Origin of the sequence: Huijunlia imazamoxiresistens, assembly GCF_037132455.1 — a bacterium.
Lineage (GTDB): Bacteria > Bacteroidota > Bacteroidia > Chitinophagales > Chitinophagaceae > Flavisolibacter > Flavisolibacter imazamoxiresistens.
In genome coordinates this window covers 1-15,135 of record NZ_JBBBEI010000022.1, presented here as the reverse complement: position 1 = coordinate 15,135, position 15,135 = coordinate 1, and the positions used below count along the sequence as shown (strand labels likewise).

At 59.6% G+C, this 15,135-nt stretch carries 7 protein-coding genes; 5 read left to right on the top strand and 2 right to left on the bottom strand.

Annotated features, from left to right (window positions below; genetic code table 11):
* Positions 1 to 132 precede the first annotated feature (132 nt).
* Complete coding sequence (locus V9K67_RS21045; protein WP_336725921.1) at positions 133 to 2,733, bottom strand: BamA/TamA family outer membrane protein; 2,601 nt, start codon at positions 2,731 to 2,733, stop codon at positions 133 to 135.
* A 239-nt stretch (positions 2,734 to 2,972) separates the two neighbouring features.
* On the opposite strand from V9K67_RS21045, the gene V9K67_RS21040 reads away from it, so the two are divergent.
* Positions 2,973 to 3,584, top strand: a complete 612-nt coding sequence (locus V9K67_RS21040) for a DJ-1/PfpI family protein (protein WP_336725919.1) — start codon at positions 2,973 to 2,975, stop codon at positions 3,582 to 3,584.
* Positions 3,585 to 3,727: 143 nt separating this feature from the next.
* Here V9K67_RS21040 and V9K67_RS21035 read toward each other — a convergent pair whose 3' ends face one another.
* Positions 3,728 to 4,627 (bottom strand): BON domain-containing protein, encoded by a 900-nt coding sequence (locus V9K67_RS21035; protein ID WP_336725918.1) that lies wholly within the window; start codon positions 4,625 to 4,627, stop codon positions 3,728 to 3,730.
* Positions 4,628 to 4,745: 118 nt separating this feature from the next.
* Between V9K67_RS21035 and V9K67_RS21030 the strand changes: the two genes are divergently transcribed.
* From V9K67_RS21030 to V9K67_RS21015, 4 genes are all read left to right on the top strand, one after another.
* Positions 4,746 to 4,991: a hypothetical protein gene (locus V9K67_RS21030; RefSeq protein WP_336725916.1), complete on the top strand. Its 246-nt coding sequence runs from the start codon at positions 4,746 to 4,748 to the stop codon at positions 4,989 to 4,991.
* 180 nt (positions 4,992 to 5,171) lie between these two features.
* A complete protein-coding gene (gene xseA / locus V9K67_RS21025) occupies positions 5,172 to 6,620 on the top strand; it encodes an exodeoxyribonuclease VII large subunit (protein WP_336725914.1) in 1,449 nt (482 codons plus the stop codon).
* Positions 6,598 to 6,810, top strand: a complete 213-nt coding sequence (gene xseB / locus V9K67_RS21020) for an exodeoxyribonuclease VII small subunit (RefSeq protein WP_336725913.1) — start codon at positions 6,598 to 6,600, stop codon at positions 6,808 to 6,810. Before xseA ends, xseB begins: the two co-directional genes overlap by 23 nt.
* Positions 6,811 to 6,958: 148 nt before the next feature.
* Complete coding sequence (locus V9K67_RS21015; RefSeq protein WP_336725912.1) at positions 6,959 to 14,872, top strand: PKD domain-containing protein; 7,914 nt, start codon at positions 6,959 to 6,961, stop codon at positions 14,870 to 14,872.
* Positions 14,873 to 15,135 lie beyond the last annotated feature (263 nt).

Here is a 15,135-nt window from a genome sequence, read left to right as displayed (position 1 = left end):
TTACCTATTCTTCCTCCAACAGCCAATAGCCGGGCGGAAGGCTATTCTGGAATAAGGGATTGGTAAATTAGTTCATTGGTTAATTGGGAATTTGGGGGACGACTTCAAATTCCCAATTAACCAATTCCCTTTTTAAAACCTGAAGCCGATACTCACATAAGGCAGCACGCCTTCTTTGGAAAAGCCGGCGGCAGCCTGTACCAGCACCAACCGGGCCGGGATCAGGTAGAGGCCTCCGCCATAACCGTCGTGCCAGGTGGCGGAGGATTCTCCCGGCAGCCACACCCTTCCCAGGTCGTTGAACAGGCTGATGCCGGCCGAACCGGGAAAGAGGTAGGAGGTAAAATCGAGCAGCTTCACGCGCAGTTCCAGGTTGTGGTACAGCATGGATTTACCGGCAAAGCGGTAGTTGCGGAACCCGCGGAGGTTGGCATTGCCGCCCAGGTACAGGTACTGGAAAAAGGCGGGCTGCCCCAGGGTGGTGCCGCCGCCGATACGGTTGGCCAGGATAATGCTGGTGTCCCGGGCCGGCGACAGGTAGAAGGCGAATTCCAGGCGTGCCTGCCCGTACGGGTCGCGGTGTCCGTTCAGCTGGCGCAGGCCGGTCAGCTGCAGGTTGCCCAGAACGCCCCGCGAGGGCCACCAGTTGCTGTTGCGGCTGTCCCATTCGGCCCCGGCCACAAAGCCTCCATAATATTTTTCGGAAAACACGGCTTCCTCCGGCCGCTGCTGGTGGTACACGTTGATAAAGCGGCCTTCGTTGCGCCCGGGGCGGTTGCTGTAGTACTGTCCCGCCAGGCCGGCGCTGACCTGCCCCTTCCGGCCTACCGGGCGGAGGAGTTTCATTTCGGTGGTAATAAGGTTGTAGCGGGTACGGTAGTACAGGATCGGCTGTTTGCCTTCGCGGACAAAAACGGTTTCGTTGCCCAGGCCGAAAAAGTTGCTGGTATTGTTGGGGGCGCGGGCGTCGAGGTCGATGCTGAGATCGAGCTTGCCGCCGCTGAGTTGTTTCCATAAACCCCGGTAGGCGCCGAAGAAGGCGCTGGTAGCCGCGGAATGGCCCAGCAGCAGGCGGTGCCTGGAGGCAAAGGGTTCTTTGCGGAAGCTGTGCCGCTCGGCCGCGAAGCCGGCGCCCAGCAATAGCCCGTCATCGAGGTTGTAGCCGATATAGGCGCGGGGCACCAGTTGGTGGTACCGGAATTCCTTGCGGTCGTAGGCATTCACCGCACTGTCGGCTGACAGCCGGAAGCGGGCCCGGGAGGGGTAGCTGTTGGGCTGGTCGCTGCGGTCGTAGAGATACAATCGTTTGGGGTGGCGGAAGCCCGGTTCCGTCCGAAAGCTGTCGGGACCGTCGCCCCCGATCAGCCGCACCGTTATGGGGGAGCGGCCGCCACCGGCTACGGAAAACAGGTCGGCCCCGCCGCGGCCGTACAGCCGCACCTCGTGGGTGAGGTGGGGATAAAATACCCGGCGGTACAGGGGTGTGCCGGTCTGCCCCGGGCCGGTATAGGCGGCAACGGTGAGCGCGCCGCTGGCTTCGGGAACGACCTGGAAAAATTCTTTTTCATCGGAGCCGGCGATATCCACCGTCCGCGACAGGAAGCGGAAGTAGCGCAGGCCTTCCGTGGCCAGGTGGTCGCGGCGGGCTTTGAGCTTTTCCAGGATCGCGGGCCCCGACAGTGCCCGGATGGGCGGCGGCAGGCGCCCCACCGCCCGATCCAGCACCTCGTCGGTGAGGCGGGATTGCACCAGGGCGATCTCCTGTTCCCAGTCGGACTGGCCCAGGCTGTTGAGGAAGCTGCGGTCAAAATAGCGGGCATTGAAGTTAAAGCCGTTGATGTCGCGCACCTTTTTGCGGAATCCCTGGAACTTGGGCAGCAGCCATTTGCGGGAAACGATGAAGGGAAACAGGCCGTCGGCATTGTAGAAAACCTGGTCACGGTCGCGGGGGAAGGGCTGGTAGGTTTTCCCGGTCGCCGACGAGTCTTCGATCCAGCGCCACTGGTCGTCGTGGCGGTCCCAGTCGCCGATAACCATGTCCAGCAGGCGGGCCCGCAGCACCAGCCGCTGGTCGATGCGGGTGCCGGGGTTTTCCTTCAGCCGGTTCAGCACTTTTTCGGTATTGTCGGTATCGGCGCCGTCGAGGGGCTCGCGTTCCTCCAGCAGCAGGGCCGTGCCGGCGAAATCCTTGCGGTATTCGCCCAGGGCGGGGTCGTCGGGCAGGTAAATGATCTCGGGATGGGGATGGCGCAGCCCCAGCGCTTCGGCCAGGGGTGAAACGGCGAGGGCGCCGTAGGGGTGCGAGGTAGAGATGAGGTCCTGCAAAATATCTTTGGCCACCGTGGGGCGGAGGTTGGGCGGCAGGGCCTTTTCGGGGTTCTTCTGTACTGAGCGCAGCACCCATTCGCGGCCGGCCGAATCGCGGAGCTGCAACGATTTGGTTTGCTGGCCGCCGCCTCTTTCGGTGATGGTGAGGCCGCCTTTTTCCTGGGCCAGGCGCAGCACCCGTAGGCGCACGGGGGTGGCCCACAGGCGGCGGTAGTTGTCGCCGAAGAAAATACGGTGGGTACCGCCGGCGCGGTTGTATTCCGGGGCAATGGCCACCGTGATGCTGTCGGCCGTAGCCGGGGCCGCAGCCGGGGCCTGGGCCTGGCTGGCGGAAGAAGAAAAGAGCAGGGGAAAGAGAACGCCGGTTCCAATAAAACGCCTTGCGGACAGGTTCGGGAATATCATCGTTAGCGTAGTGGAAAAAATTATACCATCTGGATGCAGGGGGAATTGGTTAATGGGTGAATGGGGGTATTAGAGCAGTAGGAGGCTCCACTCCTTCCTCATTACTCATCATTCATCCTTCCTGGCTGGTTCCACTTAACCGCTAATGATCATCCCATGAACGCGTAAACACGTGCACCCGTAAACTCGTGAACTTTTCAGAAGTTACCGTATTTTAGAAGCACCTAAAACAACTTATCATGGCAAAAAAGATCCTTATGCTCGCTGGCGATTTCGTGGAGGATTATGAAATAATGGTTCCCTTCCAGGCCCTTCAGATCGTGGGCTGCCAGGTGGACGTGGTTTGCCCCGGCAAGAAAGCCGGTGAAAAGGTGCGCACGGCCATTCATGACTTTGAAGGCGACCAGACCTACACCGAAAAGCGCGGGCACGACTTTGGGCTGAATGCCACTTTTGAACAGGTTAACCCGGCTGACTACGATGCGCTGGTGGTGCCGGGCGGCCGGGCGCCGGAATACCTGCGCCTGAACGAACAGCTGCTGGGAATCGTCCGGCATTTCGCCGGCGAGCACAAACCCATTGCCGCCATTTGCCACGGCATCCAGATCCTGACGGCCGCCGGTGCTGCCAAGGGCAGGAGGCTGTCGGCTTACCCGGCGGTGGCTCCCGAGATCACCCTGGCCGGCGGAACTTATGTAAGTGTGGGCTTCGAGGAAGCGGTGACCGACGGCAACATCGTGACCGGCCCGGCCTGGACGGCACATGTGGAATGGTTGCGGCAATTTATTGAAGTGCTGGGCCTGAAGGTGGTGCAGCAGGGTGAGCCGGAGCATTTGCTGGCAGCGCATTAAGGTTGGTGGTTTACGGCCCTTTTGCTTTACAAAAACAGCCGGCAATTTCCTTTTGTAAGGAAATTGCCGGCTGTTTCTACATGATCGGGTTGTTTCTATTTAAAACGACCCAACTACAAACCACTAGCTACAAACTACAAACCTTACGGGTTCCGTTCTTTTGTTTTGTCCGTCGCGGTCTTGTCCGGTGAGGTATCTCGTTCCCGGTTGCGGTCCGCATCCGTGTCGCGCGCCACCCTGATGAGGTTTTGCACGTTGCGTACGCCTGATATTCGTTCGGCCACGTCTTCCGCCCGGCGCTTTTCTTCGCGGCTGTGTACGGTGCCGCTCAGCACCACCTCGTTCTGTTCCACTTTAACGATCACGTCGGTGGCGTCGATGTCCGAGTCGTCGGTGAGGCGGTCGCAAATGTCCTCCAGGATCCGCACGTCGGAACGGCTGTAGCCCAGGGGGCCTTTGCCTTTAAAATTAGCCGAGGTATGGCGCCGGTCGCCCCATTCGCGGTTGCGGGATTCATCGCGGTTGTGTTGGTCGTCCCATTCGCGCCGGCGTTCGGCGTCCTCGTTGCCGAACCAGGAGGCCACTTCGTCCTTTGCCCGGTCCGTCCAGTCGCGGTCGCGGCCGTAATGGGTGCGGTCATAGTCGCGGTCCTCGTTGCGGTAGTAGTTCCCGCTGGTGCCGTAGGCTGTACCGAAACGGCGGTCGCCGTACTCCTGGTCACGGTTATAGCCGCCCTGGCCGGAGGCATAGCGGCCGCCGCTGGCCCGGTTGGTTTCTTGTTCCCTTCTTTCCACATTTCCGTGGTACACGCTTCCATAGCTGACGTTGCGCAGGTCCCTGTTGCCTCCGCGGTTTTCGTAGCCACGGTCATAGTCCCGGGCATCGCCATAGCCGCTGTTGCCCGTGTAGCCGCTGCGGTATTCCTCCCTGTTGGAGTTGACGTTGCCATAACCGGCATTGCGGTCGTACTGGTTTTCGCGGTCCCGGTACTGATCCTGGTTGTAGCCGGAAGAATAGTCGCGGTTGCGGTTGTAATCTGCCATAGCTGTACTTTTTAGATGAAAAATAATAAGTTGGAAAAGGATAACAGTAAAAACTGTGCCCATTGCTCCTTTCCGCTTCTGGCATTTTTTTTCGGGTTCTTTTCCAAAACCTTACATTATGGGTGCAGAAAATAAAGACAGAAAAGAAAGAAGCGGCACGCTGACCAACGAGGAAGTGGAGCAGGACCTGAAGGCCAGGGGCCTGGGGGGCGACGATGCCCATACCTACCGGGGCAGCCAGGATACCGGCGAGCAGACGGTGCGCAGTTATGGCACTTCCGTTCAGAAGGGAGACGGCTTCCCGCCGGACGAAGGCCCCGAAAAGATCGAGGGCGATGCCGGCCCGGGCCCGGCACACCGGTAAAATGTAAAATGCAAAATGTAAAATATAAAATGTAAAATAAGGAAGAAGGCCTGCGGGCAGGCGGTTGTAGCGGCGGAGCTTCAAGGTTCATCGCCCCGAACGTTGCTGCCGGCTTTCTTCCTTTTGTTACATTTTATATTTTGCATTTTGCATTTTATATTTTCTCTTTAATATTGGCCTTTGGAAACCAGTCCTCATATAAAGATCTACCGCCTTTCGGAGCTTACCGGGGGCATTGCGCGCATCCTGGCCGAAGCCTTTGAGGAGCGCCTCTTCTGGGTGGTGGCCGATATTACCGACCACAGTTTTTACGCTTCCAAGCAGCACCATTATTTTACCCTGGTGGAAAAGGACGCCAACAGCAATGCCGTGCTGGCCCGCCTGGGTGCCGTGGCCTGGAAACCCGGGGCCGCCCGCATCCGGGAATTCGAGGCCGAAACGGGCCAGCAGTTCCGCAACGGCCTCCAGGTGCTGCTGCGCGTGTCGCTGGACTTCCACCCGGTTTACGGCCTGAAGCTGGTGACGCACGGCATCGACGCCGGCTTTACCCTGGGCAAGCTGGAGCAGCAGCGCCGGGAAACCCTGCAGCGCCTGTTGGCGGAGTGCCCGGACTTTATTGTCAAAGAGGGCGAGCGCTACCGCACCCGGAACAACAGCCTGCCGCACCGCCCGGTGATCCAGCGCCTGGCCGTACTCACCTCTGCCGCCTCGGCCGGCTACGAAGACTTCCACCATACCCTGGCAACCAACACTTTGGGCTACCGCTTTGTGATCGACGAATACTTCGTCCCCGTACAGGGCGAGGCTTATGCCGAGGTGCTGTGCCGGAAGCTCGAAGAGATCTGCGCCTCCGGCATCGACTACGACGCCGTGGTGATCATGCGGGGTGGGGGTGCCCAGACCGATTTTTTGATCTTTGACCAGTACGTTCTTTGCCGGCAGATCGCCTGCATGCCCATTCCCGTGATTACGGGCCTGGGGCACCACAAGAATGAAAGCATTGCCGACCTGATGGCGCATACCGCCACCAAGACCCCCACGATGGCGGCCGAATTCATCCTGGCCCACAACCGGGAGTTCGAGGAGGGGCTGCTGGACCTGCGCAGCCGGATCGTCATCCGGGTGCAGGCCGGCCTGGCGCAGCGGAAGCGCTCGCTGGCGGCTTTTTCCCATACCATTGCCCAGGAGGCCCGCGAAGTGCTGAACGGGCATAGAGCCGGCCTGGTCCGCATGAGTGGGGCGGTTTCGGGCGCCGCCCGGGCCACCCTGTACCGGCGGAACCGGGAGTTGCTCCATCTTTCCGCCCCGCTGGCCGCTGCTCCCAGGCTGCAGCTGGCCCGCCGGCAGTCCGAGCTGGCGCAGCTGTCCGGGCGGGTGGCTTCGTTTTCACGCCTGTACCTGTCGCGGCAGCAGGAATCCCTGGGCCATTTCGAGGCGCTCTGCCGCCTGATGGATCCCGACCGCCTCCTGGATAAAGGCTTTGCCCTGGTGTACCACGAGGGCCGGATGGTCAACAATGCCGCTGCCCTGCCCGAGGGTGCGGCCATCACCGTGCGCCTGGGCGGCACCGATATTCACGCTACCATTACCCACAAAACCCCCAAAGATGGACAAGACACTGACGTATGAAGCGGCGTATAAAGAGTTGAAGCAGATCGCCCTGGAAATTGAGACCGAAAGCGTGCCGGTGGATGTGCTGGCCGAAAAGGTCAAGCGGGCTTCCTTCCTGATCGGCTATTGCCAGGACAAGCTGCGCTCCACCGAAAGAGAGGTAGACAACATTATCAGCCAGATGGAGGAAGAGGAAGAAGAGGAGTAAGCCTGCCGGGGGCCTTAGGAAAAGAAACAAGCGCCCGGTTTCGGATAATTTGGTTTCTTTGCAGCGCCAAAACTGACTCAGGATAGGAGGGCAGGTACACTGCCTTTTTTATTTGGGGGAGGGGAGGACTACCAAATTATCGAAGCTTATGAAGAAATTTCTGGCAATGCTGCTGGCCTGTTTCAGCAGTGTTCTGATCTTTGCCCAACCCTCCGGAACCGGAAGCCTGACGTTCCTGTCTACAGCTCTCAAAAACCAAGCTTCGGCCGCTTTTTTTGCGGATATAAATAATGCAGGAAGCGACCTGCTGCATCACTTCCCGAACAGAGCAGGCGGTTCCTTTTTCGCTGATGATTCCATCCTGGTTTCTGGCTCTCCTACTATCTGCCAGGGGGAGGAAGTAGAAATTACTGCCCAAAAAATACCTGACGGCGCTTCCTTGCAATGGAAAAAAGATGATGAGGCTATTCAGGGAGCAACCGCCGATAAGTATACAGCCAGGAGTTCGGGAACCTATACGCTTGTGGTGACTGCAGGGGGAAAGGAAACGATTTATCCTAAGACCGTTGTAAAGGTGAATTCCGTGCCGGAAGCCGGATTTACCTTTTCGCCCAATGCGCGATGCTCCAACGTGCCGGTGCAGTTTACCAGCACGTCCTCCGGTACGGGCCTGACGTACGCCTGGAACTTTGGGGATACGAAATCTGGGGGGAATAATTCCTCTATCCAAAGAAACCCTGCGCATACTTTTATTGGTACAACGGGAACAGACAACCAGAATTTTACGGTTTCCCTTACCGTAACGAATAATTTGGGATGTTCCGACCGGGCATCGGCTCCGGTGACTACGAAGCGTGTAAGTAGTACAAGCCTGGGAGGAGACGGGGAAACAACTTATGAAGGAAAACCCTTTTTTAAGCAATGCGGTTCGGTTCCTTTTGAGTTTACCTTCTTTAATAAATCTACCACTGTCCCAGATAATAAGTCGTACCGGATCATCTGGGGTGATGATTCACCTGATTTTATTTCGCCTGTATTTTCCAGCGATTTGCTCCATACATATCCTGTAGGTACGCATAATCTGCAATTTATAGTTGAAAATACTAATGGCTGTCTGGATACCGCTGCGTACTCCGTTTTTGTGGGAAGCAATCCTGCTGTAGGATTGGGTAACCCGGGAAACACCTCCATTTGTACCGGGTCATCCCTGACCTTTCCTGTTACCGGTACGGCCAATAATCCGCCAGGAACTACCTATAAAATCAGCTTCAATGATGGAACTCTGGATTCCATCTTCCAGCACCCTGTTCCCCATCCGCAGAGTCTTAGCGTCCGCCATACTTTTGATAGAACCAGCTGCAACATCAGCAGTTCCGATGGCTCCAACACGTTCCTGAGTTCCTTTGCCGCCGGGATCGTGGCATCTAACCCCTGCGGTACTTCTGCGGGCAGGGTTGTCCCTATTTATGTTTCCCAGAAGCCCGAGCCCGCTATTACTCTTTCTCATGATGTTGTTTGCGTCAATTCTCTGGTAACAATGAGCAACTCCGGGCAATCCGGCAATACCGTGGACTTCGGAGGATGTACCAGCGGGGTTTCCGTGTGGTCCGTTTCGCCGGCTTCGGGCTGGAGTGTTATTAGCGGAAATACGGGGAATGATCATGGCCGCCCCTCACCATCGAGCTGGACGCCCGGGACCGGCTCCGTTCAACTCCGTTTTAGTACGCCGGGGGTGTATTCCATTACGTTAAAGGCGGGAGGGAATGCCCTTTGTGGAATTGGTACAGTAATAAAAACTATATGCGTCAATCCGGAGCCCACCGCCAGTTTTACCGTGGATAAAAGTGACGGTTGTGCACCCCTGCATGTGCAGGCGACCAGCAGTTCCAATACTCCTAGTTGTGGAACCAATACTTATGAGTGGTCGGTCACTTATTCCAACGCTTCGGGTTGCACGCCAGGCACGTCCAGCTTTTCTTATGCAAGCGGCAGCAGCACTTCAGCCAACCCCGGGTTTCAGTTCATCAATCCCGGTGAATATACGATCAGCCTGGTCACCAAAAACTCCTCCGGGGCCTGCATTTCTACCGCCTTCTCAAGGAAAATTACAGTCAAGGCTAAACCTGCCGTATCATTTTCTTCGCCAGGGACCATCTGCCAGAACGCTTCCATCCGTCCGCAGGCATCCGTGAGTAACTGCTATTCCACTACTGCCGCTACCTATACCTGGTCGTTTCCCGGCGGTTCGCCCGCTTCGGCAACCACCGCAGATCCGGGCAACATCACTTATGCAACGGCAGGAACCCATGACATCACGCTGGCCGTTACCAATGAATGCGGTACGACCACCATCACCCGGCAAATAAGGGTTCAACAGGCTCCCGCTGTCACCGTACCTTCCAACCAGGCATTCTGCCACGGAACTTCCATGGGAGGGTTTTCTTTTTCCGGTTCGATGCCCGGCACCTCCTTTAACTGGACGAACAGCCACCCCTCCATCGGCTTGGGTGCCGGCGGCTCGGGTAGCATTCCCGGTTTTGTTGCTACCAATAACGGCTCCGTCCCGGTGGTGGCCACGATAACGATCACCCCAACGCTAAACGGCTGCAGCGGCCCTTCCGCCAGCTTTACCATCACCGTCCATCCCAAACCGGCCATGCCGGTGGCGGGCAGCAACAGCCCCCTCTGCAGTGGGAATACCCTGAACCTGACGGCCACATCGGCCACGCCCGGCGCCAGCTATTCGTGGACCGGGCCGGGTAACTTTACCAGCACCGAACAAAACCCCACTATAAATAATGCGACTACAGCCGCTTCAGGCATGTACAGCGTGACAGCCACCCTGGGAAGTTGTACGTCGGTGGCCGGCACCACGCAGGTGACCGTAACCTCCAAACCGGTCATCAGCGGTGCCTCCTCCCAGGCGCCCTCCGCCTGTAACACGGCCACCGGCTCCATTACCCTGAACGGCCTGACCGCCGGCAAGGTTTATACGGTAAATTATAAACGGAACGGATCGGCCGAATCGGCCTTGATCACCGCGGACGGCAGCGGCAACCTGAGGCTGCCTAACCTGCGCGCCGGAAGCTATACGGATATCAGCGTAACCCTGAACGGCTGTAGCTCCAATGAACTGACCGGCTACACCTTGTCTGATCCGAACCCGCCCGCCACCCCTGTGGTTACCGCCAATAGCCCGTTATGCGCCGGGGCCACCCTGAACTTTACGGCGGCTTCCACTACTCCCGGCGCCACCTATGCCTGGGCCGGGCCGGACAACTTTTTGCGCAGCGAGCAAAACCCTTCCCTGGTCAATGCTACCGTGGCGGTCTCGGGTACCTATACCGTCACGGCCAGCGTGAATGGCTGTACGTCCACCGCCAGCATACCGGTAACGGTGAAGCCGGCTACCCCGCCCGCACAGGCCGGTGCGGACAGGAGCCTGTGCGCCGTTTCGGAATACACCCTGGAAGGACAACTTCCTGCCGGCACCACCGGATCCTGGAGCCAGGTGGGACCGGCCACCGGCAACCTGGTCGACGCCACCTCGCCGATCTCTAAAATCACCGGCCTGCAGCCCGGCACTGATTACCGCCTGCAATGGACCCTTACCGGCTCTGCCGGCTGTCCATCCACTACCGCCACCGTGGTGCTGCGCAACCGCCTGCCCCTGACCGCTGCGCAAGCCGGTCCCGACCAGGTGGCCTGTGATTTTCAATCGACCCGTACCCTGACCCTTACCGGCAACGCCGCTACGGGGCGTCCGTATGAGAAAGGGGAGTGGCGCATCGAGAAACAGCCTGCCGGCAGCAGCGCCACTTTTAGCGACAAGGCGAACCCTGCTTCCAGCTTTACGTTTGACAAGGCGGGAATTTATGAGCTGGTATGGACCATCACTAACGATGCGGGGGATTGCGCGGCCAGTTCGGATAAAATGATCCTCCGGGCTTATGACAAACCCGTAAGCGGCACACTTTCGGGCGCTACCGACGTATGCCAGGGCAACAATGTGACCCTGACGCTGTCCGGGGCCATGGGCGATATATATAAATGGGAGTTTAACCCGGCGCCCCTGGCAGGCGGCGCCTGGACGGGAACCTCCTACGCCGGCCCTTCGGCTACCTTTACGAATGTGCAGGAAACCTTTTCCGCAAGAGCCATCGTCCGCTCCCAGGGACAGGCCGATGGCTGCCCGGCCGAGGTAGTCAGCAATGTGCTGCTGGTGAACGTGGCACCTCCCTCGGATCCCGGCACCACTTCCGGTGCCACCACCGTTTGTAAAACCGCCAACAGCGGCACGGTCACTCTCAGCGGTTATACCGGCAGCATCCTGCGCTGGGAATCGTCGGAAAACGGGGGCGCCTCCTGGACCCCGGTGGCACACACCGCCGCAACCCTTCCGTATGCCGGCCTGCTGCAGACTACCTGGTTCCGCGCCATCGTTCGCAGCGGTACCTGTGGCGAAGCGGCTTCCAGCCCGACCGTCATCACCGTGGAGCCGCCCGTGACCAACAACACCCTCACCTCCGTCCCTGCCGTTTGCGTCAATACCGCCCCGGCTGTTATCTCGGGCAGTTCCCCGCAGGGGGCCGACGGCAACTATGCCTACCAGTGGCAAAGCAGTACCGACGGCCGCACCTGGAACAATATTCCCGGAGCGGCGGGTAAGGACTATGCGCCCCCGGTGCTCACCGCCACCACCTGGTACCGCCGGGCGGTACAAACATCGCTGTGTACCGGCCCGCAGAGCAATGTCAGCAATGCGGTGGAAATTACCGTTCATCCCGATGCGTGGGCCGGCTTCTCCTTTGCCCCGGAAACCGGGTGCGCTCCCTTTGTGCTGGACGGTTCCGTCATCCGCCTGCAGCCCTCCGCCGACCCGAATACCCGGTACGAGTGGTTTGCCGACGGCAATCCCATAGGTTCCGGCACTGCCTTCCCGGGCCACACCCTTATCGCCCCCGGCGCTTCGGTGCTGATCGGGCTAAAGGCCACCAGCGCCTTTGGCTGTAAGGATGACCAGTTCGAGCACCGCTTTTTTACCTATGCCCAACAGCAACCGGCCTTTACCCTTGACCAGGACGCCGGCTGCGGACCGCTGACCGTGGTGCTTTCCAACACCACGCCCCAGAGGGACCAGTTTACGTACCGCTGGGATTTTGGCAACGGGCAAACCTCCACGGAGGCCCGGCCGGGCAGCCAGGTGTTCCTGCCCAATCCCACTTATGGCGATACCACCTACACCATCCGCCTGACCGCTATCTCGCCCTGCGAAGAGGTGTCGGTGACCAAAACGGTGCTGGTGAAATCAAAGCCCCGGGCGCTGTTCGCGCCCAGCAAAACGGTGGGCTGCTCGCCCATGGAGGTTTCGTTCAACAACGCCTCCCTGGGCGTGGGCGTGCGCTACGAATGGTCCTTCGAAGAGGGCGCTACCCTGGCCACCGACCGGGATACCCTCGTCCGCCATACCTATACCACCGGTGTGCCGGCCACCTACCAGGCCCGGCTGACCGCTATCAACGCCTGCGGCAACAACAGCCTGACCTATAACATCGTGGTGGCGCCCAATAGCATCAAGCTGGACTTTGCGGTGAACGGCGACGAAAAGAACGGCTGCGCCCCGCATACCGCCCGCTTCATCAACAACAGCAAAGGCGCCAGCGGCTTCCGCTGGGATTTTAAGGACGGCAACTTCCAAAGCACCACCCAGAATATAGAAACGGTGCCCCATATCTTCGAAAAGGAGGGTGTGTACGACGTAGTGCTGCATGCCTCCAATGGCTGTACCGATACCTCCGCCGTGGAAACGATCCGGGTATTTCCCAAACCTAAGGCGGCCTTCAGCCTCAGCGACAACACGCTTTGCCTGGGTGAACCCCTGCGGCTGACCAACAGTTCTGATGCCGCCACTTCCTACCTGTGGCAGTTCAGCGACGGCAGCACCTCCACCCTGGTGGAGCCGGAGCATCGCTTCAGCCAGGCCGGTCCCCAGAGCGTCAAACTGGTGACCACCCGCATCAACCCTCCGGGAAATGTATGCCGCGATGAGGTGACCCAACCGGTGCTGGTGGTGGCCAACAAGACGGGCTCCTTCGATGCCAGCGACCTGCTCGGCAGCTGCCCGCCCTTTGCCGTCACCTTTACGAACCGCAATACGCCGGCGGTGACGGCCACCTGGGATTTTGGCGACGGCGCCACCCAGACGGGCGACCAGGCTGCGCATACCTTCGTGCGGGCCGGCACCTTCAACGTGAAGCTTACCGCCCGGGCGCCGGGCGGCTGTACCTATACCACCGAACGCACCGTGCAGGTGCTCGGGCCCGCCGGCACCCTGCGCTATACCGGCGGCGTGGTCTGCAACGACGCGGCCACACGCTTCGAGGTGACGGCCACCCATACCGACAGCCTGCGCTGGGACTTTGGTGACGGCATCAGCCTGGTTACTAAAGACCGCGTGGTGCACCATTCCTACGCCCATGCCGGCAGCTACCTGCCCTCGGTGACCCTGCTGAGCCGGTCGGGCTGCTCCTTCCCCATCAACGGGACGGAAGCGCTGCGGGTGGACCAGCTGAAAGCCGGCTTTACCCTCACCACCGAAAAGGTCTGCGGGAAGACCAGCCTGCAGCTGACCGATACCGCCAAGGTGTATTCCGGCACCGCCTCCATCGCCTGGGCGCTGGGCGACGGCACCACCGCCACCGGCGCCACTGTTCGCCGCGACTATACCGTCGGGGGTAATTATACCCTGCGGCAGACCGTTACGGGCAACAGCGGCTGCGCCGCCACCCTGGAGCTGCCGGTAGCCGTAGCGGTGAACGCTATCCCGAAAGTAACCGTAAACGCCCCCGCCACGGGCTGCTCCGACCGGGCGATTTCCTTTAAGGCCACCGTCCAGTCGGCCGATGCCCTGAACCCCCTGCAGTGGACCGTTTCCAACGGCACCAGCGGCCGGGGCGAGGTGTTCCCCGCCTCCTTTGCCCAAACCGGCACCTACGACCTGACGGTGGTGGCGGGAACGGTGAACGGCTGCTTCGACCAGGCCACCCACCGCATCCGCATCGATCCCTCGCCAGTGATCAGCGCCAGCGAGGACCTGACACTCTGCAAAGGGGCCAGCGCCCCGCTTGCGGTCAGCGGCACCCAGAGCTATAGCTGGACCCCCGTGGAGGGATTGAGCTGTACCACCTGCGCCAACCCCGTTGCCCAACCGGCCACCACCACGCCCTACGTGGTGCGGGGCACCAATTCGTTTGGCTGTACGGCCTTCGATACGGTGGTGGTGCGGGTGATGACGCCGCTGAAGCTGGCGGTTTCCAAAACCGACAGCATCTGTATCGGCCAGTCGAGCCGGCTGCTGGCCAGCGGCGCCTCCACCTACGTGTGGACGCCGGCTGCCGGCCTGAGCGCGGCGGATGCGCCCAACCCCATAGCCAGGCCGGCCCTGACCACCCGCTACCGCGTGGTGGGTTATGATGGCTACAACTGCTTTACCGATACGGCTTTCGTGCTGGTGGCCGTGGGCGAGTACCCTACGGTAAGCCTCGGTCCCGACCTGACCCTGGCTACCGGCACCCAGTACAGCCTGAAGTCCACGGTGCAGAACGGGCCCATCAAAAAGTGGGAGTGGAGCCCCGCCACGGACCTGAGCTGCAGCAATTGCGCCCTGCCGGTAGCCCGGGTGAAGAAGAGCACGGACTACACGGTAACGGTGACCAACAACTACAATTGCAGCGCCTCGGATACCATCAGCATCAAGGCCTTCTGCGAGAGCGCGCAGGTGTTTATTCCCAATGCCTTTACGCCCGACGGCGACGGTATCAACGACCTGCTGATGGTGCGGGCCGGCGGCATCGCCCAGGTAAAGACCTTCCGGATCTTCAACCGCTGGGGCGAGCTGGTATTCGAGCGCAGCGGCTTCGTGCCCAACGACAAGCGCTTCGGCTGGGACGGCCGCATCCACGGTAAGACCGCCACCGCCGACGTGTACGTGTACACCTGCGAAGTGGTGTGCGAGAACGGCGTGCCGTATACGTATAAAGGAAACGTGTCTTTAATCAAATAAGGATATTGGTTCATTGGTTAATTGGGATATTAGGAACGGGAAGAACTCTTCGAATATCAAGGCCCAATTAACCAATGAACCAATTAACCAATATTCCAATAAATACCCAATAGCTTCTGCATGAAAAAAATCATATTTACCCTGCTGCTTTCCTCCCTGGCCGCCCTGCTGCATGCCCAGGACGTTAACTTTTCGCAGTTCTATGAGCTGCCGCTGCTGCGCAACCCCGCCCTGGCCGGCATCTACAACGGCGATGTGCGCCT

Excerpts from the sequence above, each read along its gene's own strand:
- V9K67_RS21035 (WP_336725918.1), bottom strand. The coding sequence starts at position 4,627 with ATGGCAGATTACAACCGCAACCGCGACTATTCTTCCGGCTACAACCAG.
- V9K67_RS21045 (WP_336725921.1), bottom strand. The coding sequence starts at position 2,733 with ATGATATTCCCGAACCTGTCCGCAAGGCGTTTTATTGGAACCGGCGTT.
- V9K67_RS21030 (WP_336725916.1), top strand. The coding sequence starts at position 4,746 with ATGGGTGCAGAAAATAAAGACAGAAAAGAAAGAAGCGGCACGCTGACC.
- V9K67_RS21015 (WP_336725912.1), top strand. The coding sequence starts at position 6,959 with ATGAAGAAATTTCTGGCAATGCTGCTGGCCTGTTTCAGCAGTGTTCTG.
- V9K67_RS21040 (WP_336725919.1), top strand. The coding sequence starts at position 2,973 with ATGGCAAAAAAGATCCTTATGCTCGCTGGCGATTTCGTGGAGGATTAT.
- xseB (WP_336725913.1), top strand. The coding sequence starts at position 6,598 with ATGGACAAGACACTGACGTATGAAGCGGCGTATAAAGAGTTGAAGCAG.